The following is a 26,750-nucleotide window of genomic DNA, read 5'->3' as shown; positions in this document are numbered from 1 at the left end:
TTGGAATGTGCAGCGAGGGGCGCGGAACGCCACCCGGCGTCCGCGCCCGTACCGCCGTGCGCGTGGCACATAACACCGGGCGGCCCTCGTAGGACGCCCGTAAGGTGGCGGACATGCAGGTGATCCAGTCAACCAAGCTCGCCAATGTCTGCTACGAGATCCGTGGCCCGGTTCTTGAGGAGGCGATGCGGCTGGAGGCGGCAGGTCATCGCATCCTCAAGCTCAACACCGGCAACCCCGCCGCGTTCGGCTTCGAGTGCCCGCCGGAGATCCTGGAGGACATCCTCCGCACCGTCGGTACGTCGCACGGCTACGGCGACGCCAAGGGTCTGCTGTCCGCGCGGCGCGCGGTGATGCAGCACTACCAGACGCGCGGCATCGAGCTCTCGGTCGACGACATCTACCTCGGCAACGGCGTCTCGGAGCTCATCCAGATGTCGATGCAGGCACTGCTGGACGACGGCGACGAGGTGCTGGTGCCGGCCCCGGACTATCCGCTGTGGACGGCGTCGGTGTCGCTGTCGGGCGGTACGGCCGTGCACTACCGCTGCGACGAGCAGGCGGACTGGATGCCGGACCTGGCCGACATCGAGCGGAAGGTCACCGACCGCACCAAGGCCATCGTCGTCATCAACCCGAACAACCCCACGGGCGCGGTGTACGACGACGAGCTGCTGCGCGGCATCGCGGAGATCGCCCGCCGGCACAATCTGATCGTCTGCGCCGACGAGATCTACGACAAGATCCTCTACGACGGTGTGACCCACACGCCGTTCGCGGCCCTCGCCCCCGACCTGCTGACGCTGACCTTCAACGGCATGTCCAAGGCGTACCGGGTGGCGGGCTACCGCAGCGGCTGGCTCGCGGTCTGCGGCCCGAAGGCGCACGCCTCCTCGTACATCGAGGGGCTGACGATCCTGGCGAACATGCGGCTGTGCGCCAACATGCCGGCCCAGCACGCGGTGGCCACGGCCCTCGGCGGCCGGCAGTCGATCAACGACCTGGTGCTGCCGGGCGGCCGGCTGCTGGAGCAGCGGGACGCCGCGTTCGACCTGCTCTCGCAGATCCCGGGCGTCAGCTGCGTGAAGCCCAAGGGTGCGCTGTACGCGTTCCCGCGGCTGGACCCGAAGGTCTACAAGATCAAGGACGACCGGCAGATGGTGCTCGACCTGTTGCGCGCCGAGAAGATCATGATCGTGCACGGTACGGGCTTCAACTGGCCGGAGCCGGACCACTTCCGCCTGGTCACGCTGCCGAACAAGGACGATCTGACGGACGCGGTGACCCGCATCGGCACCTTCCTGGACGGCTACGGACAGTACTGAGCGCACCCTTCGGCTGTACGTGGGACAACTTTAGACTCCGTCTAATGTAGGATGGTCTCCTGACGTTGCCAGGAGGCCATTCCATGTACGAGCCGATCCGCACCAAGTCGGTCCACTCCATGGCCGAGCAGGATTTCCCGCACCGCTCCCGCGCGGAGGAACTGGACATCCGGCTCGCCGGGCATCTGACCGCTCTGCTGACCACCCTCGACGAACTCCGCGCGCTGACGCCGGACCGCACGCTCGACGACGCGGCCGACCGGCTCGCCGAGCAGGTCGCCCGGCTGCGCGGCGGTGACCACCCGCTGCGTGCCCAGCCGTCCGGCGGCGACCCGGAGCGGGTGCCCTCGCTGCACCGGCGCGCCCACACGCTCGCCGGGAACGCCCTGGTCGTGGCCAACTCCCGGTCCGACAAGGCGGCCGCCGCACTCGCCGCCGAGCTGCTGCGGCTGCACGACGACGCGGGGAAGCTGGCCACGGCCTGACCCCCGCCCCGTACCTCCGGGGGCGGCCGTGGTGCTCATCCCGTCCGTTCCCGGAGTTCCACCCCGAAAGGGCCCGTCACCGGTCGGTGACGGGCCCTTTCGTGACGTCAGCCGTGACGGCTAGCCGAGACGCCGCACCAGCGCGCGGTACTCGTCCCACATCTCCTTCGGCGTGTGGTCACCGAAGGTGTTGAGGTGCTCGGGGACCAGCGAGGCCTCGTCGCGCCAGACGTCCTTGTCGACGCTGAGCAGGAAGTCCAGGTCCGCGTCCGGCAGGTCCAGCCCGTCGGTGTCCAGGGACTCCTTGGTCGGCAGGATGCCGATGGGGGTCTCGACGCCCTCGGCCTTGCCCTCCAGGCGCTCCACGATCCACTTCAGGACGCGGCCGTTCTCGCCGAAGCCGGGCCAGACGAACTTGCCCTCGTCGTTCTTGCGGAACCAGTTGACGTAGTAGATCTTGGGCAGCTTGGCCGGGTCGGCGGTCTTGCCGATCTTGACCCAGTGGCCCATGTAGTCACCCATGTTGTAGCCGCAGAACGGCAGCATGGCGAACGGGTCGCGGCGCAGCTCGCCGACCTTGCCCTCGGCCGCGGCGGTCTTCTCGGAGGCGACGTTGGCACCGAGGAAGACGCCGTGCTGCCAGTCGAAGGACTCGGTGACCAGCGGGACGGCACTGGCGCGACGGCCGCCGAAGAGGATCGCCGAGATCGGCACGCCCTTGGGGTCCTCCCACTCGGGCGCGATGATCGGGCACTGGCCCGCCGGGGTGGTGAAGCGGGCGTTGGGGTGGGCCGCCGGGGTCCCGGACTCCGGGGTCCAGTCGTTGCCCTTCCAGTCGGTGAGGTGGGCGGGGATCTCCTCCGTCATGCCCTCCCACCACACGTCGCCGTCGTCGGTGAGCGCGACGTTGGTGAAGACGGAGTTGCCCCACAGGGTCTTCATGGCGTTGGCGTTGGTGTGCTCGCCGGTGCCGGGCGCGACGCCGAAGAAGCCGGCCTCGGGGTTGATCGCGTACAGCCGGCCGTCCTCGCCGAAGCGCATCCACGCGATGTCGTCGCCGATGGTCTCGACCGTCCAGCCGGAGATCGTGGGCTCCAGCATCGCGAGGTTGGTCTTGCCACAGGCCGACGGGAACGCGGCCGCGACGTACTTCGCCTCACCCTGCGGCGGGGTGAGCTTGAGGATCAGCATGTGCTCGGCCAGCCAGCCCTCGTCGCGCGCCATGACGGAGGCGATGCGCAGCGCGTAGCACTTCTTGCCGAGCAGGGCGTTGCCGCCGTAGCCGGAGCCGAAGGACCAGATCTCGCGGTCCTCGGGGAAGTGCGAGATGTACTTGGTGGAGTTGCAGGGCCAGGGCACGTCCTGCTCGCCCTCGGCCAGCGGGGCGCCCAGGGTGTGCACGGCCTTGACGAAGAACCCGTCGGAGCCCAGCTCGTCCAGGACCGGCTGGCCCATCCGGGTCATGGTGCGCATCGAGACGGCGACGTACGCCGAGTCGGTGATCTCCACGCCCAGCGCGGAGAGCGGCGAGCCCAGCGGACCCATGCAGAAGGGGACGACGTACATCGTCCGGCCGCGCATGGCGCCCCGGAAGATGCCCTCCTCACCGGTGAAGACCTCGCGCATCTTCGCGGGGTCCTGCCAGTGGTTGGTCGGGCCGGCGTCCTCCTCCTTCTCGGAACAGATGAAGGTGCGGTCCTCCACACGGGCGACGTCCCTCGGGTCGGACGCCGCGTAGTAGGAGTTGGGCCGCTTGATCGGGTCGAGCTTCTTGAACGTTCCCTTGGCGACCAGTTCCTCGCACAGGCGCTCGTACTCCGCCTCCGAGCCGTCGCACCAGACGATGCGGTCCGGCTGGGTGATCGACGCGATCTCATCGACCCAGGCGATGAGCTCCTGGTGATTGGTCGGGTTTTTGTGGGAGGGAGCCGCGTTGTCGCGCGCCACGATCGCTCCTAGATGAGGGGTTTATGCGAACATCAGCACAATGTCCGCTTATGTAGATGTTGGCCCCTTGGGGGCTGCGACCCGGACGCTTCGTGACCGCTCATCCGGTGCCGACCGCACTCATATGATCATCCGTCCCCGGCCGGATTCTGTCCAGAGGGCCCCCTGGTGACCGTCACCACTCACGGACTGATCCGTAACTTACGGTGGCGTATATAGGCTGGCGGCCATGTCTTCCGCGCCCGAAGCCACCGCCGGCCACACGACCGAAAGCACAGCTCAGGCCGTGACCTCCGCGGTCTCCGCGCTCGCCGCCCCGTTCAAGCCCAAGCTGCGGGGATGGCTGCACGCCGGAATGTTCCCGGCCGTGCTCTTCTCGGGGGTCATACTCACCGCGCTCGCCGACAGCACCCGCGGGCGGGTGGCGTGCGGCGTCTACACGCTCAGCGCCTGCCTGCTCTTCGGCGTCAGCGCCCTCTACCACCGCGGCAACTGGGGGCCGCGGGTCACCGGCATCCTGCGCCGGCTGGACCACGCCAACATCTTCCTGATCATCGCGGGGACCTACACCCCGCTGACCATCCTGCTGCTCCCCGAAGGCCGCCGGGACCTGCTGCTGTGGGGCATCTGGGCGGCCGCCGCCCTGGGCATCGCCTTCCGCGTCTTCTGGGTCGGCGCGCCCCGCTGGCTCTACACGCCGTGCTACATCGCGATGGGCTGGGCGGCGGTCTTCTTCCTCCCGGACTTCCTGCAGAAGGGCGGCATCGCCGTCCTCGTGCTCGTCATCGTCGGCGGACTGCTCTACAGCGCGGGCGGCGTGATCTACGGGATCAAGCGCCCGAACCCGTCACCTCGGTGGTTCGGCTTCCATGAGGTCTTCCACTCCTTCACCCTGGCGGCGTTCGTCGTGCACTACGTGGGCATCTCGCTGGTGGCCTACTCGCACGCCTGACACCGGCCCCGGAGCGCCCCCGGCGCTCTCCGCGACCCTGCCCCACCGTGGCCGCGGCCTCGACGCCGCGGCCACTTGCCATGTCAGGGCCGCCACCCCGGCCAGTACCAGCGCGGTGACCACCGCGGCACCGCCCAGCAGGAAGCCGCCCACACACACCACGGCGGCCGCAACGACCGCTGTGTGCATAGCGGTACGCATCCGCAAAACCCCCTCCAGTTCTCACTGAATGTGACTGTGCGCGCTTAGAGCGTTACACATCCCACTGACAACGGGGAGACCGCGAACGCCGACCGGGTGACGGCGAACCGACCGGCGGCGGGCCCGGCGCGTTCCCGCCGGGGCGCGAGGCCCCGCACCGTACAGCGGTACGGCGGCGGGTCCGCTCCTCCGGTCACCGCTCCTTCAGGCGCTCCGCCAGCTCGCCCGGGTCGGTGGTCGGCCGCTCGCAGGTGAAGTCGCGGCACACGTAGGCGGCGGGCCGGCCGGCCACCAGCGGCCGGTCCTTCAGGAGCGGCACCTCCTCGCTCCCCGGGTCGCCGACCGCGACCACCGTGCCGGGCGCCGTGGTCAGCAGCGCGGTGCGGTGCAGCTCGCGGGTGGCCTCGTCGTCGTACGAGCCGATCACCGCGACCTCGCGCGGGCCGTCCAGCAGCGCCTCGGCGACCGCGAGCCCCCAGCCGATGAAGCGCGGCGCGCGGCCGCTGAGCGCCTTGACGATGCCGAGCGCCGCCTCGGCGGCCTCCCGGTGCGGTGTGCTGCCCGTGAGCGCCGCGTAGGAGAGCAGCGCACCGGCCGCCGCGGTCCAGCCCGAGGGCGTCGCGTTGTCGGTCGGGTCCTGGGGGCGGCGGATCAGCGCCTCGGCGTCGTCGGCCGTGTCGTACAGCGAGCCGTCCGGGCCCCGGAAACGGATCAGCACGGTGTCCAGGAGGAGGCCGGCGAAGTCCGCCCACACGCCCTCGCCGGTGACCTGGGCCAGCGCGAGGAACCCCTCGGAGACGTCGGCGTAGTCCTCCAGCACTCCGGAGTTGGCGCCGGGAACGCCGTCGCGCGAGGTGCGGTGCAGCCGCGCCTGGCCGTCCATGTGGACGCGGACGAGCAGGTCGGCGGCGTCGGTCGCGGCCTGGACGAGGTCGGGGCGGTCGAAGTACGCGCCGGTCTCCGCGAGCGCGGCGATGGCCAGGCCGTTCCAGGCGGCCACGACCTTGTCGTCCCGGCCGGGGCGGGGCCGCTCCTCGCGTGCGGCGAGCAGCCGTTCCTTGATGGCGGCGATCCGCCCGGCGTCCTGCAGCCCCTCGGTGTCGGGCAGCTGGAGCACCGAGGCGCCCTCCTCGAAGGTGCCCTCCTCGGTGACCCCGAAGTAGTCGGCGGCCACCTGGGCGTCCTGCTCCCCCAGCACCTCGGCCAGCTGCTCCGGGGTCCACACGTAGTACGCCCCCTCCACGTGCCGTCCCGTGCCGTCGTCGCTGTCGGCGTCCAGCGCCGAGGCGAACCCGAGCTGGTCGGTGCGGAGTTCGCGGACCATGAAGTCGGCGGTCTCCAGGGCGATGCGGCGGGCGAGTCCGGAGCCCGTGGCCCGCCAGAGGTGGGCGTAGGCCCGGCACAGCAGCGCGTTGTCGTAGAGCATCTTCTCGAAGTGCGGCACGACCCATTCCGCGTCCACGGAATAGCGCGCGAAACCGCCGCCGAGCTGGTCGTAGATGCCGCCGCGCGCCATCGCCTCGCAGCTGGCCCTGACCATGTCGAGCGCGCCTTCGGAACCCGTCCTGGCGTGGTGCCGCAGCAGGAATTCCAGCACCATCGACGGCGGGAACTTCGGCGCGCCGCCGAACCCGCCGCGGGTCGCGTCGAATTCCCGGGTCAGCTGCATGAGGGCGGCCATCAGGTCCTCCCGCCCGGGCGGCTGGACCCCGGCGGCGGCCAGCGAACGGTCCGCGAGGTCGCGCACGATCTTTCCCGCGACCTCGCCGACCTCGTCCCTGCGGTCCGCCCAGGCGGCCTTCACACCCTCCAGGACCTGGGAGAACGAGGGCATGCCGTGGCGCGGCTCGGGCGGGAAGTAGGTACCGAAGTAGAACGGCTCGGCGTCCGGCGTGAGGAAGACCGTCATCGGCCAGCCCCCGTGACCGGTCGCCGCCTGCACGGCCTCCATGTAGACGGCGTCGACGTCCGGACGTTCCTCCCGGTCCACCTTCACCGACACGAAGTTGTCGTTCAGCAGCGCCGCCGTGGCCTCGTCCTCGAACGATTCGTGTGCCATGACGTGACACCAGTGGCAGCTGCTGTACCCGACGCTGAGCAGCACCGGGACGCCGCGCCGCCGCGCCTCCTCGAACGCCTCGGCGGACCACGGCCACCAGTCGACCGGGTTCTCGGCGTGCTGGAGCAGATACGGGGAAGTCTCATGAGCCAGGCGGTTCGGCATGGGGCCATCCTCTCTCACGGGCGCGCCCGGGACGTGCGAGGCGGATCCGCCGGGGCCCGCAATGCCCGGCACGGCGGATCGGCCATGGTCCGTGTGTCACGTCCCGGCGGAGTTATCCACAGGGCTGCCGGATTCGCCGCCGAGGCGGAAGACTGGGTGTACAAAGCGATCATCGCTGGAGGGGGATGCGGATGACGGGCTCACCGGGCGTCCTGCGGGACGCTCATCGCGCGGACGCGGACGCGCTGATGGCGCGCGCGGTCGAGGAGGAGGTGCGCCGCTCGGGCGGGCGCGTCGACGCGGGCGTGCTGCTCGCCAGGGCGCGCGCTGCACTGGACCGGCTGGCGGCCGGCGCGGCGGAGGAGTACGCCGCGTACGTGGGTGCGCTGGACGAGGCGGCCGCGGCGCGCCGCCCGCTGACCGAGCGGCTGACCCGCAAGGAGACGGGCACCCCCGCGGTGGTCACGCTGGTCGCCGCGGCCACCGCCGTCGCCGCCGACCTGGCGTACGGCACGGGACCCGGCCCGGCGCTGGGCACCGGGGCCGCGGTCGCCGTCGCGGGCGCCGCGGCGACGGTCCTGAAGCTCACCGCGGGACACTGGCCCGCCGCGCACCGCCAGGCGGGGATGCGCGGCCAGCCGGGCGGCCCCGAGCAGCTGCGGCTGCAGTGGCTCACGGCCCTGGAGGTGCGCGGCATCCGTCCCTTCCTGGACCAGCAGCGGGTGCTGACGGCGGCGAACCGCAGCGGCGCGTCCGGCGCCGGCCAGGGCTCCGGCACCACCGGGCGCGGGCCCCAGCTGCGCGGCGGGGACCGCAGTGCGGCGGCCCGCCGCCGGTCGGTGCTGGCCGAGTCCTTCCAGCAGCTCCCCGACCCGGGCGGCCCGTTCGCCGGGCGGCGGGCCCAGCTGACGCAGATCACCCAGTGGGTGCACGCCGCCCGGGCCAGTACGGAGACCAGGCCGACGGTGGTGGTGCTGCACGGCGAGCCCGGCTCGGGGCGTACGGCGCTCGCGGTGCGGGCCGCGCGGCAGCTGCGCGACCAGTTCCGCGGCGCGTGCGTGGTGGACCTGCGCGGCGAGACCCCGGGCGAGGCCCCGCTGCCCACCCGGGACGCGCTGCTGCACCTGCTGAACCGCCTCGGGGCGCCGCGCGAGCAGCTGCTGTTCCGCGAGCGGCCCTCGCCGGAGCAGCACGTGAAGCGGCTGACGGAGCTGTACCACCAGCATCTGACCAACCTCCCGGTGGTGGTCCTGCTGGACGACGCCACCGACCCGGAGCAGGTCCGCACCCTGGTGCCGGACCGTTCGGAGTCCCTGGTGCTGGTCACGGCGCGGGAGCCGATGGAGCTGCCGGACGGGCTGTCGGCGTGGGTGCACCAGCTGCCGGTGGGCCCGCTGGACACCGCGGGCGCCGAGGAGCTGCTGCGCGCCGCCGGCAGCGCGGCGGAGGGTGCGGCCGGGCCGTACGACCCGGAGGCCCTGGGCCGGATCGGTGAGCTGTGCGCGGGACTGCCGCTGCCGCTGCGGGTGGCGGGCTCCTCGCTGGGCCCGCGCGACCCCGCCACGCTGGCGGCCGACCTGGCGGCCTACGGCCCGGTGACCGCCGTGGAGCGGGCCCTGTGGCTGCGGTACACGGACCAGCCGGACGCCGAGCGGCGGCTGCTGCGCCGGCTGGCGCTGGTCGGGCGGGCCAGCCTCGGCACGGCTGCCGCGGCGGCGCTGCTGGGCGTCGAGGAGGAGGAAGCGGAGCGGCGGCTGGGCAGGCTCGTCGCGGCCGGGTTGGTCGAGCACGTCCGCGGCAGCCGGTACCGCCTGCACTCCCAGGTGCACCACTTTGCGCATGCGAGGCTGCTGGACGAGGAGGACCCGGCGGAGCGGGCCACCGCCCAGGAGCGGCTGCTGCGGAGCTACGCCGAGCTCGCGGACTCCGTCATCCGGCTGGTGGACGGGAACACCTCCACCCGCGCCGACCGCTTCGGCTCGCACGGCTTCACCTCGCTCGACGCGGCGCTGCAGTGGCTGGACGACGAGACCAGCTTCATCACGGCGGCGCTGCGCCACGCCGACCAGGACGTGGACCAGGCCACCCTCTCCCACCTCCTCGGCGCGCTCGCCGACTACTGCCTGCTCCGCGGCGACCTGTACCGCCTGGGCGAGCTGAACGAGCTGACGAAGGACGCCGACAAGGGCCTGCTGGCCCGCTCGGTCCAGTGGCGTACCGGCGTCGCGGCCCGCCAGCTCGGCGAGCTGGACAAGGCCCGTACGACCCTGTCCTCGGTGGTCGACCTGTACTTCGAGGCGCAGCATCCGGCAGGCGCGGCCCGCGCCCTGCGTGACCTGGGCATCACCCTCCACCAGCAGGGCAATCCGACGGAGGCCGCGGCGAAGCTGCGGGAGGCCCTGGAGATGCAGGGCGGGGACGCCATGCGCGGTGACCGCGCATGGACGCTGCACGCACTGGCGGCGGTGGAGCGGGACCGCGCGCGGCTGGCCGAGGCGTTCGCGCTGCTCGACGAGGCGCTGGAGCTGCACCGCGAGAGCGAGAGCGTGCACGGCCAGGCGTGGGCGCACTTCCAGCTGGGGCAGGCCTGTCTGCGCCACGGTGACGTGCCGCGCGCGGAGCGCGAGCTCCAGGAGGCGATGGAGCTGTACGGCCGCACGCACGACGAGCGCGGCGAGGCCTGGGCGATGACCCAGCTGGCCAGGGCCCGGCTGGTGGACGGCGACCCGGCCGCCGCGGTGGACCAGCTGAACCAGGCCCTGCCGCTGCACCGCCGGCACGAGGACGCCCGCGGCGAGGCCTGGACGCTGTACTACCTCGGCCAGGCGCGGGAGGAGGACGGCGACAAGGACGCGGGCGTGCGCCACCTGGACCGGGCACGCACGATGTTCAGCCGGATGCAGGACGCGTACGGCCTGGCGTGCGCGCGGCACCACTCCGGGCGGATCACCCGCGATCTGCGGGCCGCGCAGACCGGCTCGCTGCGCAACAGCGGCTTCGCGCGCCAGCTGCTGCAGGACGCCCGCCGGGACTTCCAGCGGATCGGGGTGCCGCACAGCGAGGCGTGGTCCTGCCTGGAGCTGGTGGTCATCGACGCGGGGAACGGCAAGACCGGGCAGGCCCTGGAGCTGGCCGACGAGGCGGCGGAGATCTTCGCGGGCTACGGCGACCGGCGCGGCGAGGACTGGGCCCGCTTCCTGCGCTGCACGCTGCTGCCGCTGGCCTCGCCGGGCGGTTCGGAGGTCGGCACGGCCGTCGCCCAGGAGGAGCTGGCCGAGCTGCGGCGCTCCCCGCACCCGCTCCGCGACCCCAAGCTGGAGGACTGCGCCGAGGCGTACGCCGTGCTGCTGGACCGGGGCGTCGAGCTGGAGGCCGGCTGGCAGGCCTGGCGCCTGGGCATGGTCCCCACCCGCCACGCCCGCGAGATCATGGGCGTCTCCCTGGAACGGGTCGGGTAGACCGCCCCGGGCCGAAGGGCGCGCCGCCCTGAGGAGCGCGCCCTCCGGCCCGGAACCCGTCGGCAGAGACACCCCGCTCCGGAGTCCGACGGCAGAGACACCCCGCTCCGGAACCCGTCGGCAGAGACACCCCGGTCCGGAACCCGTCGACAGAGGCGCGCCGCTCCGGAACCCGTCGACAGAGACACCCCGGTCCGGAACCCGTCGACAGAGACACCCCGCTCCGGAGTCCGACGGCAGAGGCGCGCCGCTCCGGAGCCCGTCGGCAGAGGCGCGCCGGTCCCGCCGAGCGGGCAGGCCGATGCCGCCGCGGGCGCTCGCCCGCGGCGGTTCCGCGCCTCCGGCCCGGGAGCCGGGTCAGGGCTCCGGCGGCCGGGTCAGGTCGTCTTCGGAGCGCCCTTGGCCGGAGCGCCCTTGGCCGGAGCGCCCTTGGCCGGGGCGGCCGGAGCGCTCCTGTCCGACGCCGCCGGGCCGTCGCCCTTGGCGGCCTCGCCCGGCTTCTCCTCGAAGTCGACCTTCCGCATGTGCTTGTTCATCGACTTCATCAGCAGCCAGACGGCGCCGCCGATGACCGCGAAGACGATGAAGCCGAGGACTCCGGGGGTCACCTTGTTCTCGTCCAGGTCCTTCGCGAGGGGGACGAGATGAGTCATGGCGAGGGTGCTGGTCGCGCTCATCATGAGGTCAATTGTTGCGGATGCCCGCGAAGAGGTCGTCCTCGGGGAGGGAGGTGTCCACCAGAGACTTGGCGAGCTCGTACTCCTCGGTGGGCCAGACCTCCTTCTGGATCTCCATCGGCACGCGGAACCACCCGCCGTCGGGGTCGATCTGCGTGGCGTGCGCGATCAGCGCCTTGTCCCGGATCTCGAAGAAGTCCGCGCAGGGGACGTAGGTGGTCAGCGTGCGCTCGGCGCGCTCGAACGACTTCCAGCGCTCCAGCCACTCGCCGTACGGCGACTCCATGCCGCGCTCCAGCAGCGCCTCGTGGAGCGCGACCGTGCGCGGCCGGTTGAAGCCCTGGTTGTAGTAGAGCTTCAGCGGCTGGTAAGGCTCGCCCGCGTCCGGGTACTTCGAGGCGTCGCCCGCCGCGTCGAAGGCCACCATCGTGATCTTGTGGGTCATGATGTGGTCGGGGTGCGGGTAGCCGCCGTTCTCGTCGTACGTCGTGATGACCTGCGGCTTGAACGAGCGGATCAGCTTCACCAGCGGCTCGGCCGCCGCCTCCACGTCCTGGAGCGCGAAGCACCCCTCGGGCAGTGCGGGCAGCGGGTCGCCCTCGGGCAGCCCGGAGTCCACGAAGCCCAGCCACTCCTGCTTCACGCCCAGGATCTCCCGGGCCTCGTCCATCTCCTTCTTGCGCACCTCGTGGATGTGCGCCTCGATGTACGGGTCGCCCTGGAGCTTGGGATTGAGGATGTCGCCGCGCTCTCCCCCGGTGCAGGTGGCGACCAGCACGTCCACCCCCTCGGACACGTACTTGGCCATGGTGGCCGCGCCCTTGCTCGACTCGTCGTCGGGGTGGGCGTGCACCGCCATCATTCGCAGCTGCTCAGTCAAGACTCGATCCTCAGTCAAGGGTCATGGGACGCCGTTGAACGACGCCTTCTATAGTGACCGAAGCGAGGGGGCGAATATTTCCAGGTTCCCCTTACCAGGAGGAAGATCATGGCCGCGGTGCGCGACGGACTGCCCGACGGACGGTACGGCCGTACCGCCGACGAGCGGGCCGACCGCAAGCTCAAGGTCATCGGCGCGGTGCTCGGCGCCGCACTGATCGGCGTGATCGCCTGGTTCGGCATCTCCTACATCACCGGGCAGGACCTCAGCGGCCGCCTGGTCTCGTACAAGGTCGTCTCCGACTCGGCGGTGCAGGCGCATCTGGAGGTCGTCAAGGACACCGACGCGAAGGGCGTGTGCACGCTCCGCTCGCAGTCCGCCGACGGCGCCGAGGTCGGCCGCAAGGACGTCCCGGTCGAGCAGGCGAAGGGCCAGGTCGACACGGTGGTCACGATCCGGACGACGGCCCGGGCGACCAACGCCGAACTGGTCGGATGTACGGCCTCGGGCGCCCAGGGCCAGGACTGAGGCCAGGTGCGATGCCGGGGCTGACCGCCGGCGGCCGGCGCCGCACGGAAACTCCCTAGCAGTTCGCGCCCCCTTCGTGCATGATCGTTTCCGCGTGTCGGGCGACCACGCCCGAAAGAAGGCTGACCAGCGGTGACGCGTTTTTTGCGGTTTACCGCTCCCCCTTTTGTGCCGGAATTGTTAGGCTCGTGGTTTCGCCCACCCGAGAAGGCGCAAGCCTTCCTGCGTAGGGCGTTTGATTTATCCCCAGTACCGACGAGGAGCACCTGTGACCCAGACCAGCGACAACGTCACCTGGCTGACCCAGGAGGCGTACGACCAGCTCAAGGCCGAGCTGGAGTACCTGTCTGGTCCTGCCCGCGACGAGATCACCGAAAAGATCGCGGCGGCCCGCGAGGAAGGTGACCTGAAGGAGAACGCGGGATACCACGCGGCCAAGGAGGAGCAGGGCAAGCAGGAGCTCCGCGTACGCCAGCTCAAGCAGCTGCTGGAGACCGCGAAGGTCGGCGAGGCTCCCGCCGCCACCGGCGTCGTGGCCCCGGGGATGGTCGTCACCATCGCGTTCGACGGAGACCCGGACGACACGCTGGAGTTCCTGCTGGCCTCGCGGGAGTACGCGAGCTCGGACATCGAGACCTACTCCCCGCAGTCGCCGCTGGGCACCGGGGTCAACGGCAAGAAGATCGGCGAGACCGCGGAGTACGAGCTGCCCAACGGCAAGAAGGCGGCCGTCAAGATCCTGGAGGCCAAGCCCTACTCGGGCTGAGCCCCGCGGATCCCGGCCGCGTCCGCGACGCGCGGCGGCCGCACCGCACCACCGAGGGCCCGGGTCGGCGGACCCGGGCCCTCGACGTGTCCGCACGCGGCCCGCGCCGCGCGGCTCACGCCGTCGCCGACCGGTACTTCCGTACCGACAGGGTGCGGAAGACCGCGATGATCAGGACCGACCAGGCCACCGAGGCCAGGACCGGGTGCTGCATGGGCCAGGCGTCCGGTACCGGATAGCCGGGCGGCAGATTGCCGAAGAGGTCGCGCGCCGCCTGCACCGTGGCGCTGAAGGGGTTCCACTCGGCGATGTGCCGCAGGAACGCCGGCATGGAGTCCGACGGCACGAACGCGTTGGAGATGAAGGTCAGCGGGAAGAGCCAGATCAGGCCGCCGGAGGTGGCCGCCTCCGGGGTCCGTACGGACAGCCCGATCAGCGCGCCGATCCACGAGAAGGCGTAGCCGAGCAGGAGCAACAGGCCGAATCCGGCCAGGACCTTGCCGAGGTTCCCGTGCGTGCGCCAGCCGATGATCAGCGCGACGGCCGCGAGCACGACGAGGGTGAGGGCCGTCTGCACGAGGTCGGCGAGGGTCCGCCCGGTGAGGACCGCGCCGCGGGCCATCGGCAGCGACCGGAAGCGGTCGATGAGGCCCTTGTGCATGTCGTCCGCGATGCCGGCACCCGCGCCCGCCGTGGCGAAGGTGACGGTCTGCGCGAAGATGCCCGCCATCAGGAACTCGCGGTACCGCGCGGGGTCGATCGGTCCCTGCCCGCCCGGCAGCTGGATCGCGCCGCCGAAGACGTAGCTGAACAGCACCACGAACATGATCGGCTGCACCAGGCCGAAGACGACCATCTCGGGGATGCGCGCCATCCTGATCAGGTTGCGCTCGGCGACCACCAGCGAGTCCCGTACGGACCGGCCGATGCCGCCGTGCGGCCGCGGGGGCCGGGGCCGCCGCTCCGCTCCCGTCACCGTGCTCACTTCGCCGCCTCCCGCGCCGCCCGCCGGTCTCTGCCCCTGCCCTCGCCTCTGCTCCTGCGCCGGCCCCTGCCGCGGCCGGCGGCTGCCGCCGCGCCGGAGCCGTCGTCCGCCGGGCCGTCGCCGTCCTCCTCGTCCTCCGCGGGGGTCTCGGCCGCATGGCCGGTCAGCGAGATGAAGACGTCGTCCAAGGTCGGGCGGCGCAGCCCGACGTCGTCGATCTCGACGCCCCGGAGGTCCAGTTCCCGGATGACCTCCGCGAGGAGCCTGGCGCCGCCGGTGACCGGCACGGTGATCTTGCGGGTGTGCCGCTCCACCTTGGCCGCGCCCGTGCCGAAGCCGCGCAGTACCTCCTCCGCCGTGCCCAGTCGGCCGGGCGTGTGCACGACGACCTCGACGCGTTCGCCGCCGGTCTGCGCCTTGAGCTGGTCGGAGGTGCCGCGCGCGATGACCCGGCCGTGGTCGACCACGCAGATGTCGTGCGCGAGGTGGTCGGCCTCCTCCAGGTACTGCGTGGTGAGCAGCAGCGTCGTGCCGCCCGCGACCAGCTCCTGGATCACGTCCCACAGCTCCTGGCGGTTGCGCGGGTCCAGGCCTGTGGTCGGCTCGTCCATGAACATCACGGGCGGGCTGACGACCAGCGCGGCGGCCAGGTCGAGGCGGCGCCGCATGCCGCCGGAGTAGGTCTTCGCCGGCCGGTCGCCCGCGTCGGCGAGGTGGAAGCGGTCCAGCAGTTCGCCGGCCCGCGCCTTCGCCGCCTTCGCGCTCATCTGGTACAGCCGGCCGACCATGGTGAGGTTCTCCCGGCCGGTCAGGTACTCGTCGACGGCGGCGAACTGGCCGGACAGGCCGATCGCGCGCCGCACGTCGTCGGGGCGCTCCAGTACGTCGATCCCGGCCACCTCCGCCCTGCCGCGGTCGGGCCGCAGCAGGGTCGTCAGGACCCGCACCGTGGTGGTCTTCCCGGCACCGTTCGGACCGAGCAGACCGAGGACGGTCCCTTCGGGGACGTCGATGTCGACACCGTCCAGAGCCCTCACGTCGCCGAAGGTCTTCACGAGGCCCTCGGCGTAAATAGCGCCTGGCATCCAGGCCCTCCCAGGGTTTGGGGGTTTCGAGAAAAATATTACGTTTGCCGGATTTCACCCGCTCGGCGGGCGACCGGCGGCACGGAACGCCACGATTGCGCCGACATCACGATTGCGCCACAGGAACAGCCCCCTCCGGAGGCTCTTCCGAGAACGCCGACGGCCGGTGCCCCGGGCACCGGCCGTCGGATCCTCCGCTGTCTCCGGGCAATCGTGCCCGGCACGGTTCAGCGGGCGGTCAGGGGATCACCGTGTAGCCCGCCTCGCGGAGCGCCGTGCCGACCTCCGTGCAGTGCTCGGGTCCCTGGGTCTCCAGGTGCAGTTCGACCTCGGCCTCGGTGATGCCGAGCCGCGGATCGGTCCGTACGTGCTGGACGTCGAGCACGTTCGCGTCCATCCCGGACAGCACACCCAGCAGCGTCGCCAGCGCGCCCGGCCGGTCCGTCAGGCGCAGCCGCAGCGAGAGGTAGCGGCCGCCGGCCGCCATGCCGTGGCGCAGGATGCGCTGCATGAGGAGCGGGTCGACGTTGCCGCCGGAGAGCACCGCGACCACCGGGCCCTGGAAGGCCCCCGGCTCGGACAGCAGCGCAGCGACCGGGCTGGCCCCGGCCGGCTCGACGACCATCTTGGCCCGCTCCAGGCAGAGCAGCAGCGCACTGGAGAGCGCGTCCTCGGAGACCGTGCGGACCTCGTCGACCAGTTCGCCGATGATGCCGAACGGTACGTCGCCCGGCCGTCCGACCTTGATGCCGTCGGCCATCGTCGCCGGGGACTCGATCGCGACGGGCCGTCCGGCGGCCAGCGAGGGCGGGTATGCGGCGGCGCCGGCCGCCTGCACCCCGACTATCCGTACGTCGGGCCGGACGGCCTTGACGGCCACCGCGATGCCCGCGGCGAGCCCGCCGCCGCCGATGCCGACCACGATCGTGCGGACCTCGGGGCACTGCTCCAGGATCTCCAGGCCGACCGTGCCCTGTCCCGCGATGATGTCGCGGTGGTCGAAGGGGTGGATGAAGACCGCGCCCGTCTCCTGTGCGTACTGCTGCGCCGCGGCCAGCGTCTCGTCGACGACCTGGCCGTGCAGCCGCACCTCGGCTCCGTAGTCGCGGGTCGCGGCGACCTTGGGCAGCGGGGCCCCTTCGGGCATGAAGACGGTCGAGTGGACGCCGAGCAGGGAGGCGGCCAGCGCCACGCCCTGCGCGTGGTTCCCCGCGCTCGCCGCGACCACTCCGGAGGAACGTTCCTCCTGCGACAGCCCGGCGATCCTGACGTACGCACCGCGGATCTTGAACGAGCCGGTGCGCTGGAGATTCTCGCACTTGAAGTGGACCGGCGAGCCCACCAGCCCGGACAGGAAGCGGCTGCCCTCCAGCACCGTGGACCGGCTCACCCCGGACAGCAGCTTCTGCGCACCGTGGATGTCGTCAAGCGTGACGGCGGGAAGCACCCCTGGTGCCTCCGCGGTTCCCGGGGCGGGGGCGGCCGTCGCGGGACCGGCGGTCCCGGGAGCGGCGGAAGCGGGCGTCTGCGGCGTGTGATCGGCCATGGCGCCAGTCTTACAGCTCGCGCCGCGGCGGGCGCCCGCGGCCGGGAGACCCGGCCCGTACCCGTACATCTTTGGTCGCCGCCGGTACGGTCCTCCCGCGGGCCGCGTACTCTGTCCCCCAATCCGTACGCACCCCCATGAAGCGAGCATCCGGCCATGCCCACCTCTTCGGACATGACGACCCACACCGATCCCGCTCTTCTTGACGCGCTGCAACATCAAGTCGCCGTCTTCGCCCGCCGCGCCGAACAGAGCCGGCTCGGCGGTGTCGGGCAGGCACGCAACTCCATGGACCGCGCCGCCTACCTGCTGCTCAACCGGCTCGACCAGGAGGGCGCGATGGGCGTCAAGGCCCTGGCCGCCGGCATGGGCATCGACTCCTCGACGGTCACCCGCCAGGTCGCGCCGCTGGTCGACGCAGGGCTGGTCACCCGCGCCTCGCACCCCGAGGACGGGCGCGCGGTCGTCCTGCAGCTCTCCGAGCGCGGCCGGGCCCGCCTGGAGGAGGTGCGCGCCTCGCGCCGCGAGCTGATGGCGCTGGTCACGGAGGAGTGGAGCGAGGAGGAGCGCAACGCCTTCACCACGCTCCTGACGCGCTTCAATGCCTCGCTCTCGACGGTGACGGCATCACTGTCCCCCGGGGCGCCGGCTTCCTGAGCCGCACCCGGGCGCCGCCTCGCCGGACGCGCCACCTGCCGCACGGCTCTTGACCCCCGTGCCCGTACTGCCGTGCCATGGAGCCATGACCGGGCCGCCGGGCCCGCGAGGGCCTGCCCCGTGAGCCAGGCCCCTACCGGGAGGCACTGTGCGAGAGCGGCGGGCTGCTCAGGAGCGCCGCCGCGCCCAGGACTTCGAGGCCTTCGTGGCGGGCGCGGCGGGCCGGCTGCTGCACACGGCCACGCTGCTGACGGGGGAACCGTCCGGCGCGGCACCGGTCGCCGAGGAACTGCTGACGACCGCGCTGTCCCGTACGTACGCGTACTGGGACCGGCTGCGCGGGGAGGACCCCTACGACCGCACCCGCCAGGAGCTGGCCGCGCACTTCGCCCGTACGGCGTGGCGCCACCGGCGGCCCCGCGGCGGCCTGCTGGACCGGCTCGCGCCGCAGGAACGGCTGATTCTCGTCCTGCGGCTGTACGAGGGCGTGGCCGAGGAGCAGACCGCGGCCCTCCTGGGACTGCCCGCCGAGCGCGTGCACGCCCTGTGCCTGCGGGCCGTCGCCGAGATGCGCAGCACCCGGCGCGGCGCCGCGCCCCCGTCCGCCTCGGGTGCCGGGGCGGTGGCACCGTGAGTCCGCCCGACCGCAAGGAGGCGGAGGTGCGGCGGATGCTCGACGGACCGCACTCCCCGGTCCCGCCCGATCTCGCGCTGCGCGCCGCCGTACGCGGGCGCCGGCTGCTGCTGCGGCGCCGACGGCTGGGCCGGACCGGCTGGCTGCTGCTGTTCCTGGCGGCCGTGGCGTTCACGGTCTGGGCGGTCACCCAGCAGCCGTGGGTGCCGCCGCCGTCGCGGACGACGCCGCCGCTGGAAGGGTGGTGACGCCGGAAGGGCGGTGACGCCGGAAGGGTGGTGACGCCGGAAGGGCGGTGACGCCGGAAGGGCGGTGGAACGCACCTCCGGACGGCGCACCCTCCGGACGGCGCACCGGCCCGGATGCGATGGGCTTCCGGGCCGGTACGTGCGGGGCGGGTCAGCCCAGCGCCTGCGTCAGGTCCGCGAGCAGGTCGTCGACGGACTCGATGCCGACCGAGAGGCGGACCAGGTCGGCCGGTACCTCCAGCGCGGAGCCGGCGGCCGAGGCGTGCGTCATCCGGCCCGGGTGCTCGATCAGCGACTCCACGCCGCCCAGCGACTCGCCCAGGGTGAACAGCCGCGCCCGGTCGCAGACGTCGACCGCGGCCTGCTCCCCGCCCGCGACCTGGAAGGACACCATGCCGCCGAAGGCCTTCATCTGCTTGGCGGCGGTCTCGTGCCCCGGGTGCTCGGGCAGCCCCGGGTAGTAGACCTTGGTCACCTTCGGGTGCGAGGCGAGCAGTTCGGCGACGCGCGTGGCGTTCTCGCTGTGCCGGTCCATCCGTACGGCGAGCGTCTTGATGCCGCGCATCACCAGCCAGGCGTCGAAGGGCCCGGCGATCGCGCCCATGGCGTTCTGGTGGAAGGCCAGCTCCTCGCCGAGCGCGTCGTCGTTGACGACCAGCGCGCCGCCCACCACGTCGGAGTGACCGCCCATGTACTTGGTGGTGGAGTACACGACGACATCGGCGCCGAGCGCGAGCGGCTGCTGGAGGTAAGGGCTGGCAAAGGTGTTGTCGACGACGAGCTTCGCGCCCGCGGTCCGCGCGACGTCGGCGAGGGCCGCGATGTCGGTGATGCCGAGCAGCGGGTTGCTGGGCGTCTCGACCCAGATGGCCTTCGTACGCGGCCGGACCGCCTCCCGTACGGCCCGCGGGTCGGAGGAGGAGGCGACGGACCACTCCACGCCCCAGCGCTCGGCGACCTTGGCGAAGAGGCGGAACGTGCCGCCGTACGCGTCGTCGGGGATGACGACGTGGTCACCGGGGACGAGCAGGGTGCGCAGCAGGCAGTCCTCGGCGGCCAGGCCGGAGGCGAAGGCGAGGCCGCGGCGGCCGCCGTCCAGGGCCGCGAGGTTCTCCTCCAGGGCCGTACGCGTCGGATTGGCGCTGCGGCTGTACTCGTAACCGCCGCGCAGGCCGCCGACCCCGTCCTGCTTGTACGTCGAGACCTGGTAGATGGGCACCGATACCGCACCCGTCGCCCGGTCGGCTTCCTGCCCCGCGTGGATGGCGAGGGTTTCGAAGTGCTGGTGGCGCTGTCCGCGCTGATCACTCATGCCTGCCGAGGGTAGTCGTCCCGGCGCCGGCGCACCCCCAGGAACTTTCTGCTTCGCTGGAGAGTGGATACAAGTGGACACACACGTGCCACCGACGGACACCGCACAGCAACCGAAGAGCCCGGAAAGCCACCGCACCGCCCGCGCCGCCCCGGCGCCGCGCGCCTGACGACCCGACCTGGAAACGACTCCTCATGGACGTACTGCTCCTTCTCCTCGCCCTCCTCGTCCTCGTGGGCGTCATCGGCTACCCCCTGGCACGGCGCCGGCGCGCGCTCCAGCAGGCCGGCCGGGGCATGGCGGCGGCCGCCGACCCGATGGCGGACTACGGCTTCGTCCCCGCCGAGCAGCTGGACGTACGGCTGCCGGGGCCCGACCCGGAGCTGGCGGAGACGCTGGCCGAGATCGCCCGTACCCAGGACTGGCGGCCGGCGTCCCGGCTGCTGGCGGACACCCCCGAGGGCGACGAGCGCCGGTGGCAGCGCGTACAGACGCTGGCGGGCGCGGCGGCGTTCGCGACGGCGCCCGGACAGGGCGGCGCTCCGGGCCCGCACTCCGAGGCACCGGGCGGCTCCATGGGCGGCATCTGGCTGCGCACGTGGCGCTCCGAGAAGCCGAAGGACTCCGGCGGCGCCCAGACGCACGCGCAGTTCCTCGTGGTCCAGGCGCTGCGCGACCCCGGCTCCCAGGACTTCCGCATGATCCTGGAGGAGGCCCGTACGGTCTGCCAGGAGGCGCGGCTGCTGGCCCCCGGCAGCCCGGTGCCGTACATCATCGAGCTGGCCGTGGCCCGCGGCCTGGGCGACCGCCGCCCCGACTACGAGGAGCTGTGGTCCAAGGTCGTCCAGCGCGCCCCGCACCACATGGGCGCGCACCTCGCGGCACTCCCGTACTGGTCGGAGAAGTGGCACGGCTCCAAGGAGGACGCCGACGCCTTCACCGAGCGCGCCGCGGCGGGCGCCCCCGCGAAGTCGCTCCTCCCCGCCCTGCCCCTCTTCTCCGTCTTCGACCACCTCCCCGAGGCCAACATGGTCCGCAGCCTCTTCCAGAGCGCGGTGGTCGAGCGCGCCATCGAGGGCGCGCACTACGCGCTGCGCCAGGCCCCCGCCGACCACCCGGTCGCGCCGCACGTCCGCCACCTCCTCGTCTGGTTCCTCGTCCAGGCGGAGCGGTACGCCGAGGCGATGGAGCAGCTGCGGCACGTCGACGGCCACGTCGGCGCCGTGCCCTGGTCCTACGACCCGCACCCGGCCGCCGTCTACGCCACCTACCGCGCCCTCGCGGTCGCCGGCTGGGAGTCCCAGGGCGGCACCCCGGCCACCCTCCCGCCGTCCTGACCGCTCCGGTCCGTCCTCGGCCCGTCCCGCCCCCGGAATTCCCGCCCCGCGCGGAGCGTTCTCAGGATCACGACCGACCCCGACCCGTCCCTCCCCTCCCCGGAGCCTGATCCCGATGCTGTTCTCCCGCTTCAAGAACCACCTCCCCTCCGCCGAGGAGGCGCTGAAGGGCCGCCCCGAGCCGGAGTTCACGGTCCCCGACCGCCACACCGTCCTCGGCAACGCGCTGCTCGGCCCGTACCCGGAAGGGTTCGAGGTGGCCGACTTCGGCCTGGGCTGCTTCTGGGGCGCCGAGCGCAAGTTCTGGCAGACCGAAGGCGTCTGGACCACCCTCGTCGGCTACCAGGGCGGCCACACCCCGAACCCCACGTACGAAGAGGTCTGCAGCGGCCACACCGGCCACACCGAGGCGGTCCGCGTCGTCTTCGACCCCTCGAAGGTCTCCTACGCCGCCCTGCTCAAGATCTTCTGGGAGTCCCACGACCCCACCCAGGGCTTCCGCCAGGGCAACGACGTCGGCACCCAGTACCGCTCGGCGGTCTACACCCACTCCGCGGAGCAGGCCACGGCGGCCGAGGCCTCCCGCGACGCCTACCAGAAGGTCCTGTCGGCCGCCGGCCACGGCACCATCACCACCGAGATCCTCCCCGCCGCCACCCGCCCCTTCTACCCGGCCGAGGCCTACCACCAGCAGTACCTCGACAAGAACCCCGCAGGCTACTGCGGCATCGGCGGCACGGGCGTGAGCTGCCCGGTGGGAGTGGCCCCGGCCGACGGCTGACCCCTGAGCACCACTGTCAGTGCCGGGTATCACAATCCCCCGCATGGACGTCAGATCTGACTTATCGCTCCAGCTGCAGCTGGAACACGTCTTGGACCGCGCCGAGAGTGAGGTCGTCAGGAAAGCGCTCGAAGCCGTCTTCCAGCACATGCACGGCGGTAAGAGCCGTCACCGCAGGGGCGGCCGAGCGCTCGTGACCTTACTGGAACGCGCACGTTCGGTGGCAGCGGCCACGGAGGAGTGGCAGGCCGTACGCCTGTTACAGGACTCGCTGGACTACGCGGAAGGCCGCATTTTCCAGCCGGACTTCGAAGAGCGGTACGAGCGTTTCCGGCGGTCGACGGAGCCGGTGAGCCATGCACAGGACTACTTGGCACGGACGCTCTCTGCCAGCCTGGAGTTCTTCACACAGCTCGGAGAGAAACACTTCGAGGACAACCCCGGCGCAACGGTGGGCGAGGTACTGGCCCATGTTCGGGCCGTCGGCCAGGACGCGCGCTTCATGCAACCGTCCGGGGAACGTCCGAGCCGGTACCGGATCCTTCGCGGCATGGCCGAGGTCGCCGCATGGTTGGAACAGGTCTTCCGGGAGCGGATCGACGTGGAGGTCCCCGAGGAGACCGCCCGCCGCATCGTTCTGAATCCCGACGCGCTCGCGGTCCTGGCCGCGGACAAGGAGGGGCAGCTGCTCCTCCGCGCCGCGGAGATCCAGCGCCGCCGACGGGACCTGAAAGCTCTCCGCAAAGCGGCAGAGGACCCCGCAGCGAGCGAACACGACCTGCAACACGCCTTGGCAGGGCAGCATTGGATTTTCGGGGGCCAGTTCGTGGGCCAAGCGGTGCAGCGCAGACTGGTACCGGGTGACGAGGTCGACATCCCCCTCATACGAGGCGACGGGGCCCTTCACGTCGTCGAGTTGAAGCGTGCCATGGGCCTCCGTGGCTCCCTCGTCAAGAGGCATCGCGGGTGTTGGGTCCCTACGGCTGAGGTGCACGATGCCGTGAGCCAAGCGGTGAACTATCTGGTCGGCCTGGACGAACACAGACTCCGCATTCGCGACGAACTGGGCATCGAAACTCGCCGGGCAAGCGCTCTCGTCCTGATCGGCCATCCGGCCCTGCAACCCGAAGCGGCCGAAGAAGAGATCAACGAAGCTCTGCGCACGCTCAACACCCACCTGAACCGCGTCGAGGTCGTCACCTACAAGGAGTTGGTCGACAACGCGGAACGGGCGCTGGAGGTGGAGACAGGCACTGAGCCGGCTCAGGCCGGCGGCCGGGTGGTGGTGGCGCCCGTGGGGCCGATCACTGCCTCGGCGGGGGTGCCGTGTGCGTACAGGGAGTAGTAGCTGTCGCCGAGTGCGTCGGCCGCTGCTGGAGTGGGCGGCGGGGACGTCATGGTGACCGCGCCCACGTGGATGCCGTGCGGGGTCAGTTCGGTGTGGAGTGAGCGGGCGTAGTGGTGGAGGGCGGCCATGGCCAGGGCCTCGTTGGCGTGGGTCGGGGTGGGGGTGTGTGCCGCGGGGCCCGTGGTGAGCAGGAGGGTGCCGGAGGCGCGGGCGAGCATGTCGGGGAGTACCTGGCCGACGGCGGTGATCGCGCCCAGGACGTAGAGGTCGAACTGGGCGGCCGCCGCGGCGGCGGTGGTCTGCGCGGCGTGGGTGACCGGGCCGGAGGGGCCCGGGCCGTAGTCCAGTACGTCGGGCGGGCCGAGCGTCTCGGTCGCCTGGGCGAGGGCCGCGGCCAGCGCGTCCCGGTCCCGGATGTCGGCGGGGAACGCGGCCGCCGCGATGTCCAGCCCGGCCAGCTCGGCGACCTGGGTGTCGAGCCGGTCTTTCGTACGGGCGATGAGTCCGACCCGGAAGCCATGGCGGCCGAACGCGCGGGCCACCCCCATTCCCCGCCCCGGCCCGGCACCGACCACCACGAGCGTCCTGGCCACCGCTGCTCCTCTCCGCGCCGGCGGGACCCGGAACTGCCACGGCCGCGCCGGCTGATCACTTGTCGGGTGCGCCCCCTTTGTGTGCCCAGGCGAGTGCGTCCGTACGCGTCCTCATGGATGCCTCATCGATGCCTCATGGATGAGGGAGCTCCGCGGGCGGTGGGGTGGGCGGTCGTGGCGTAGGCGGAGTGGACGCGTGCGGGGACGGGGCGTAGTCCGGCGGCGAGGAGGAGTCGGGGATGGGGCGGACGCCCGTGCCGTCGTCCCGGCAGGCGGTCAGGGACACCGCCGCCGCGGCCAGCACCGAGGCCAGGACGGCGCGACGGGGAACAGCGGCGCGTGCGGTGATCGGCATACCGGCACCCTGCCCGTGGGCGCTGGTGATCCGCTAACGCCTCGCTAACGCGTACGAATACCGTGCACACGTCACGGCTTGCGGGCCACCAGGGCGTACTGGGCGACCTCCGGGGGCTCGGCCGGGCCGCCGGCGGAGGCCGGGTCCGGCCGCCAGCGGGTGCAGGAGACCAGGCCGGGCGGGAGCAGTTCCAGGCCCTCGGCGAAACGGGCGATGCGCTCGCCGGTGCGGGCGGTGATCGGCGGGGTGGCGTGCTCGTTCCAGAAGCGCATGGCCTCGGCGTTGCCCTCGCCGCCCAGTTCGAGGGTGGGGTGGGTGAGGACGAGGTGGCTGCCGGACGGTACGGCGGCGAGCAGCCGGTCCACGGTGTGCTGCGCCCGCTCGGTGTCGACGACGAAGTTGAGGATGCCGAGGAACATGACCGCGACGGGCCGGCTGAAGTCCAGGGTGCGGGCGGCCGCGTGGAGGATCGAGTCCGGGTCCTGCGCGTCCGCGTCGACGTAGTCGGTGGCGCCGCCGGGCGCGCTGGTGAGCAGCGCGCGGGCGTGCGCGAGGACGATGGGGTCGTTGTCGACGTAGACCACGCGGGAGTCGGGCGCGACGCGCTGGGCGACCTCGTGGGTGTTGTCCGCGGTGGGCAGGCCGGTCCCGATGTCGAGGAACTGGCGGATGCCGGCCTCGCCGGCGAGGTGGCGCACGGCCCGGCCGAGGAAGGCACGGTCGGCGCGGGCCACGTCGCCGATGCTCGGGTACAGGCCGGTGACATGGTCGCCGACCTGGCGGTCGACGGCGTAGTTGTCCTTGCCGCCGAGCCAGTGGTTCCAGACCCGTGCGTTGTGCGCGACCCCGGTGTTGATCCGGGACGCCGTCTCCACGTGTCCGTCGCCGTCCGCCATGTCCGCTCCCCTCGCGGCCGGTGCCGGTACGTACACGCGTACCGGGCCATCGGTAAGTGACGTTACCAGTGAGGCAGTTGGGACGATCGGGGTGCCAGCCGTACGGCTACGGCGCTACCGGCCGCCGGAGTCCAGCCGGGCGCGGTCCGCGGCTGCCATGCCCTGGTGGAGGCCTTCCGCGTCCCGTACGCCCCGCATCCGTACGGCCGTGGTCTCGGGGAAGAGCGCGCCGGTGCGTTCCTGGACCGCGAGGTCCCGGGCGGCCAGCACCGGCAGCAGGTCCGGCGTCTCCTCGGCGGCCTCGGCGGTGGCGTGCCCGGCCGCGTCGGTGAGACGGTCGCGGATGCGCGCCGCGTACCCGGCGAGGAAGGACTGGCGGAAGTCCTTGGTGCGGCGGGACCTGCCACGGGTGTGCCGCGCGTCGGCGGCCCGGTTCATGGCCGTGGTGGCCTGCACCAGGAGGGAGGTGTAGAGCAGTTCGGCGGCGTCCAGGTCGGGCGGGAAGCCGACGAGGGTGGTGAAGGCGGCCTCCGGGGACCAGACGGCCTGGCAGCGGTTGGCGACGGCCACCGCGTCCAGCAGCAGCGCCTTGGTGCTCTCGTACGGGCCCTCCATGCCGATGCGCAGGGTGCCGGGGCCGCCGGCGGGCGAGGCGCCCGCGAGCAGCGCTTCGGAGACGCTGTGCCGGGCCATCAGTTCCTGGGCCTTCGCGGAGAGCGCCTCGGCCTCCTCGGGGAAGGCGGTGGACTCGGCCTTGGCGAGCAGGCCGCGGATGCGGCCGAGGACGCGCGGCTCCGCGGCGGGCGCGCCCGTACCGGCGCCTCCGCCCGTACCTGTGCCTGCAGGCGTACCGGCCGCCCGGGCGCCCGGTTCCCCGGGGAGCGGGCCGGTCGGCGTGATCCGGGGCAGCCGGCCGAGGAAGCGCAGCACTTCGAGGACGTCGCAGAGCGTCTCGAAGCGGGTGGTGCGGCGGCGCCGGGCGAGCGCGTCCAGGTAGCCGCCGTCGTCCGGCCACCAGGCCTCGGCGCCCGCCTCGCGCAGCTGGCCGGCCCAGCGGGGCGGGAGGCCGTCGGCGGGGTAGCGGCGGAGCTCGGCGGCGATCAGGTCGGCGGCCGGCTCGGCGGGGACGCCCGCGCGCCGTGCGAGGCGTACCAGGTCGGCGGGGTGCCAGCCGCCCTCCCAGCAGGCGCGCACGGCCGCCGCGGCGGCGGCCAGCAGCGCCCGGCTCACGGCCTCGGGGCCCGCCGGGTCCGCGCTCAGCGCCGAGGCGCCGGTCTCGACGGCGTCCTCGGCGGGCCGTCCGTCGGCGGCGTACCGGACCGTGCCCAGTACGCGTGCCACGGTCTCCGCGGTCCCGTCCGCCGGCCCGTTCTCCCGGCGCCCGCCGCGCCCCTTGCCCTTGTCAGCCACCGGGTCACTGTACGTACGCGTACGGCGCGGCCCGAAACGACGGCGGGCGGCACTCCGGACCGGGGTCCGGGGTGCCGCCCGCGTGCGGCCGGGGAAGCCGTCAGGTCATCAGCTGCCGGA

At 72.5% G+C, this 26,750-nt stretch carries 24 protein-coding genes; 12 read left to right on the top strand and 12 right to left on the bottom strand.

The window, feature by feature from the left end; all coding sequences use genetic code 11:
- Nucleotides 1-113: 113 nt before the first annotated feature.
- Together AAC944_RS23015 and AAC944_RS23010 are read left to right on the top strand one after the other, a co-directional pair.
- Nucleotides 114-1,325, top strand: coding sequence for a pyridoxal phosphate-dependent aminotransferase (locus tag AAC944_RS23015; RefSeq protein WP_030623241.1), 1,212 nt, complete (start codon nt 114-116; stop codon nt 1,323-1,325).
- Nucleotides 1,326-1,408: 83 nt separating this feature from the next.
- Nucleotides 1,409-1,810, top strand: coding sequence for an SCO4983 family protein (locus tag AAC944_RS23010; protein WP_030623243.1), 402 nt, complete (start codon nt 1,409-1,411; stop codon nt 1,808-1,810).
- Nucleotides 1,811-1,930: 120 nt separating this feature from the next.
- Here the strand turns inward: AAC944_RS23010 and AAC944_RS23005 are convergent, their stop codons facing one another.
- Nucleotides 1,931-3,757 carry a phosphoenolpyruvate carboxykinase (GTP) gene (locus AAC944_RS23005; RefSeq protein ID WP_030623245.1) on the bottom strand — a complete coding sequence of 609 codons (1,827 nt, stop codon included), beginning with the start codon at nt 3,755-3,757 and terminating at the stop codon, nt 1,931-1,933.
- 229 nt (nt 3,758-3,986) lie between these two features.
- Between AAC944_RS23005 and trhA the strand changes: the two genes are divergently transcribed.
- Entirely contained in the window at nt 3,987-4,709 is a 723-nt protein-coding gene (trhA, locus tag AAC944_RS23000) for a PAQR family membrane homeostasis protein TrhA (RefSeq protein WP_030623248.1), read from the top strand.
- 394 nt (nt 4,710-5,103) lie between these two features.
- Here trhA and AAC944_RS22995 read toward each other — a convergent pair whose 3' ends face one another.
- Nucleotides 5,104-7,134, bottom strand: a complete 2,031-nt coding sequence (locus tag AAC944_RS22995) for a thioredoxin domain-containing protein (RefSeq protein ID WP_030623251.1) — start codon at nt 7,132-7,134, stop codon at nt 5,104-5,106.
- A 191-nt stretch (nt 7,135-7,325) separates the two neighbouring features.
- On the opposite strand from AAC944_RS22995, the gene AAC944_RS22990 reads away from it, so the two are divergent.
- The gene (locus tag AAC944_RS22990; RefSeq protein WP_107054258.1) at nt 7,326-10,592 is read left to right on the top strand and encodes a tetratricopeptide repeat protein; all 3,267 of its coding nucleotides are present in this window, start codon (nt 7,326-7,328) and stop codon (nt 10,590-10,592) included.
- 377 nt (nt 10,593-10,969) lie between these two features.
- Here the strand turns inward: AAC944_RS22990 and AAC944_RS22985 are convergent, their stop codons facing one another.
- Both AAC944_RS22985 and mca read right to left on the bottom strand, forming a co-directional pair.
- The gene (locus tag AAC944_RS22985; RefSeq protein ID WP_107054255.1) at nt 10,970-11,272 is read right to left on the bottom strand and encodes an RAMP4 family protein; all 303 of its coding nucleotides are present in this window, start codon (nt 11,270-11,272) and stop codon (nt 10,970-10,972) included.
- A gap of 4 nt (nt 11,273-11,276) precedes the next feature.
- Nucleotides 11,277-12,149 carry a mycothiol conjugate amidase Mca gene (gene mca / locus AAC944_RS22980; protein ID WP_030623280.1) on the bottom strand — a complete coding sequence of 291 codons (873 nt, stop codon included), beginning with the start codon at nt 12,147-12,149 and terminating at the stop codon, nt 11,277-11,279.
- Nucleotides 12,150-12,257: 108 nt separating this feature from the next.
- Here mca and AAC944_RS22975 point away from each other — a divergent pair, with 108 nt between their 5' ends.
- On the top strand, nt 12,258-12,677 hold the full coding sequence (locus AAC944_RS22975; protein ID WP_030623283.1) for a DUF4307 domain-containing protein: 420 nt from the start codon (nt 12,258-12,260) through the stop codon (nt 12,675-12,677).
- 268 nt (nt 12,678-12,945) lie between these two features.
- Nucleotides 12,946-13,443, top strand: coding sequence for a transcription elongation factor GreA (gene greA, locus AAC944_RS22970; protein ID WP_030623286.1), 498 nt, complete (start codon nt 12,946-12,948; stop codon nt 13,441-13,443).
- Between the two features lie 115 nt (nt 13,444-13,558).
- Here the strand turns inward: greA and AAC944_RS22965 are convergent, their stop codons facing one another.
- The 3 genes from AAC944_RS22965 to ilvA all read right to left on the bottom strand — a co-directional run bounded on the left by AAC944_RS22965 (nt 13,559) and on the right by ilvA (nt 17,059).
- Nucleotides 13,559-14,428 (bottom strand): ABC transporter permease, encoded by an 870-nt coding sequence (locus tag AAC944_RS22965; protein ID WP_051872363.1) that lies wholly within the window; start codon nt 14,426-14,428, stop codon nt 13,559-13,561.
- A complete protein-coding gene (locus AAC944_RS22960; protein WP_030623292.1) occupies nt 14,425-15,513 on the bottom strand; it encodes a daunorubicin resistance protein DrrA family ABC transporter ATP-binding protein in 1,089 nt (362 codons plus the stop codon). The genes AAC944_RS22965 and AAC944_RS22960 overlap by 4 nt, the downstream gene beginning before the upstream one ends.
- Nucleotides 15,514-15,751: 238 nt before the next feature.
- On the bottom strand, nt 15,752-17,059 hold the full coding sequence (gene ilvA / locus AAC944_RS22955) for a threonine ammonia-lyase (protein ID WP_078888940.1): 1,308 nt from the start codon (nt 17,057-17,059) through the stop codon (nt 15,752-15,754).
- A 156-nt stretch (nt 17,060-17,215) separates the two neighbouring features.
- Between ilvA and AAC944_RS22950 the strand changes: the two genes are divergently transcribed.
- The 3 genes from AAC944_RS22950 to AAC944_RS22940 all read left to right on the top strand — a co-directional run bounded on the left by AAC944_RS22950 (nt 17,216) and on the right by AAC944_RS22940 (nt 18,598).
- Nucleotides 17,216-17,716, top strand: a complete 501-nt coding sequence (locus AAC944_RS22950) for a MarR family winged helix-turn-helix transcriptional regulator (protein ID WP_030623299.1) — start codon at nt 17,216-17,218, stop codon at nt 17,714-17,716.
- Between the two features lie 148 nt (nt 17,717-17,864).
- Entirely contained in the window at nt 17,865-18,350 is a 486-nt protein-coding gene (locus AAC944_RS22945) for a sigma factor-like helix-turn-helix DNA-binding protein (RefSeq protein WP_030623302.1), read from the top strand.
- The gene (locus AAC944_RS22940) at nt 18,347-18,598 is read left to right on the top strand and encodes a hypothetical protein (RefSeq protein ID WP_030623305.1); all 252 of its coding nucleotides are present in this window, start codon (nt 18,347-18,349) and stop codon (nt 18,596-18,598) included. Before AAC944_RS22945 ends, AAC944_RS22940 begins: the two co-directional genes overlap by 4 nt.
- 151 nt (nt 18,599-18,749) lie before the next feature.
- On the opposite strand, the gene AAC944_RS22935 is transcribed toward AAC944_RS22940, so the two are convergent.
- On the bottom strand, nt 18,750-19,910 hold the full coding sequence (locus tag AAC944_RS22935; RefSeq protein WP_030623307.1) for a cystathionine gamma-synthase: 1,161 nt from the start codon (nt 19,908-19,910) through the stop codon (nt 18,750-18,752).
- Between the two features lie 194 nt (nt 19,911-20,104).
- Between AAC944_RS22935 and AAC944_RS22930 the strand changes: the two genes are divergently transcribed.
- From AAC944_RS22930 to AAC944_RS22920, 3 genes are all read left to right on the top strand, one after another.
- Complete coding sequence (locus AAC944_RS22930; RefSeq protein WP_030623310.1) at nt 20,105-21,247, top strand: hypothetical protein; 1,143 nt, start codon at nt 20,105-20,107, stop codon at nt 21,245-21,247.
- 115 nt (nt 21,248-21,362) lie between these two features.
- Complete coding sequence (msrA, locus tag AAC944_RS22925; RefSeq protein WP_030623312.1) at nt 21,363-22,028, top strand: peptide-methionine (S)-S-oxide reductase MsrA; 666 nt, start codon at nt 21,363-21,365, stop codon at nt 22,026-22,028.
- A 43-nt stretch (nt 22,029-22,071) separates the two neighbouring features.
- The gene (locus AAC944_RS22920; RefSeq protein WP_078888945.1) at nt 22,072-23,373 is read left to right on the top strand and encodes a Shedu anti-phage system protein SduA domain-containing protein; all 1,302 of its coding nucleotides are present in this window, start codon (nt 22,072-22,074) and stop codon (nt 23,371-23,373) included.
- Here AAC944_RS22920 and AAC944_RS22915 read toward each other — a convergent pair.
- From AAC944_RS22915 to AAC944_RS22900, 4 genes are all read right to left on the bottom strand, one after another.
- On the bottom strand, nt 23,292-23,969 hold the full coding sequence (locus AAC944_RS22915; RefSeq protein ID WP_078888941.1) for an SDR family NAD(P)-dependent oxidoreductase: 678 nt from the start codon (nt 23,967-23,969) through the stop codon (nt 23,292-23,294). The two genes, AAC944_RS22920 and AAC944_RS22915, sit on opposite strands and share 82 nt — an antisense overlap.
- Before the next feature lie 133 nt (nt 23,970-24,102).
- A complete protein-coding gene (locus AAC944_RS22910; RefSeq protein ID WP_196943329.1) occupies nt 24,103-24,324 on the bottom strand; it encodes a hypothetical protein in 222 nt (73 codons plus the stop codon).
- 71 nt (nt 24,325-24,395) lie between these two features.
- The gene (locus AAC944_RS22905; protein WP_030623321.1) at nt 24,396-25,220 is read right to left on the bottom strand and encodes an SAM-dependent methyltransferase; all 825 of its coding nucleotides are present in this window, start codon (nt 25,218-25,220) and stop codon (nt 24,396-24,398) included.
- A 114-nt stretch (nt 25,221-25,334) separates the two neighbouring features.
- A complete protein-coding gene (locus AAC944_RS22900; RefSeq protein WP_030623325.1) occupies nt 25,335-26,630 on the bottom strand; it encodes a DUF2786 domain-containing protein in 1,296 nt (431 codons plus the stop codon).
- Nucleotides 26,631-26,750: the final 120 nt, after the last annotated feature.

This window comes from Streptomyces sclerotialus (genome assembly GCF_040907265.1).
In the GTDB taxonomy this organism is placed as follows: domain Bacteria; phylum Actinomycetota; class Actinomycetes; order Streptomycetales; family Streptomycetaceae; genus Streptomyces; species Streptomyces sclerotialus.
This window is presented reverse-complemented; position numbering and strand designations above follow the sequence as displayed.

What these genes read in the sequence shown, in the direction of transcription:
- ilvA (WP_078888940.1), bottom strand. Translation starts at nt 17,059, where the DNA reads ATGGCCGATCACACGCCGCAGACGCCCGCTTCCGCCGCTCCCGGGACC.
- AAC944_RS22985 (WP_107054255.1), bottom strand. Translation starts at nt 11,272, where the DNA reads ATGATGAGCGCGACCAGCACCCTCGCCATGACTCATCTCGTCCCCCTC.
- AAC944_RS22905 (WP_030623321.1), bottom strand. Translation starts at nt 25,220, where the DNA reads ATGGCGGACGGCGACGGACACGTGGAGACGGCGTCCCGGATCAACACC.
- AAC944_RS22935 (WP_030623307.1), bottom strand. Translation starts at nt 19,910, where the DNA reads ATGAGTGATCAGCGCGGACAGCGCCACCAGCACTTCGAAACCCTCGCC.
- AAC944_RS22960 (WP_030623292.1), bottom strand. Translation starts at nt 15,513, where the DNA reads ATGCCAGGCGCTATTTACGCCGAGGGCCTCGTGAAGACCTTCGGCGAC.
- AAC944_RS23015 (WP_030623241.1), top strand. Translation starts at nt 114, where the DNA reads ATGCAGGTGATCCAGTCAACCAAGCTCGCCAATGTCTGCTACGAGATC.
- AAC944_RS22910 (WP_196943329.1), bottom strand. Translation starts at nt 24,324, where the DNA reads ATGCCGATCACCGCACGCGCCGCTGTTCCCCGTCGCGCCGTCCTGGCC.
- AAC944_RS22920 (WP_078888945.1), top strand. Translation starts at nt 22,072, where the DNA reads ATGGACGTCAGATCTGACTTATCGCTCCAGCTGCAGCTGGAACACGTC.
- trhA (WP_030623248.1), top strand. Translation starts at nt 3,987, where the DNA reads ATGTCTTCCGCGCCCGAAGCCACCGCCGGCCACACGACCGAAAGCACA.
- AAC944_RS22930 (WP_030623310.1), top strand. Translation starts at nt 20,105, where the DNA reads ATGGACGTACTGCTCCTTCTCCTCGCCCTCCTCGTCCTCGTGGGCGTC.
- AAC944_RS22950 (WP_030623299.1), top strand. Translation starts at nt 17,216, where the DNA reads ATGCCCACCTCTTCGGACATGACGACCCACACCGATCCCGCTCTTCTT.
- AAC944_RS22995 (WP_030623251.1), bottom strand. Translation starts at nt 7,134, where the DNA reads ATGCCGAACCGCCTGGCTCATGAGACTTCCCCGTATCTGCTCCAGCAC.
- AAC944_RS22990 (WP_107054258.1), top strand. Translation starts at nt 7,326, where the DNA reads ATGACGGGCTCACCGGGCGTCCTGCGGGACGCTCATCGCGCGGACGCG.
- AAC944_RS23010 (WP_030623243.1), top strand. Translation starts at nt 1,409, where the DNA reads ATGTACGAGCCGATCCGCACCAAGTCGGTCCACTCCATGGCCGAGCAG.
- msrA (WP_030623312.1), top strand. Translation starts at nt 21,363, where the DNA reads ATGCTGTTCTCCCGCTTCAAGAACCACCTCCCCTCCGCCGAGGAGGCG.
- AAC944_RS22975 (WP_030623283.1), top strand. Translation starts at nt 12,258, where the DNA reads ATGGCCGCGGTGCGCGACGGACTGCCCGACGGACGGTACGGCCGTACC.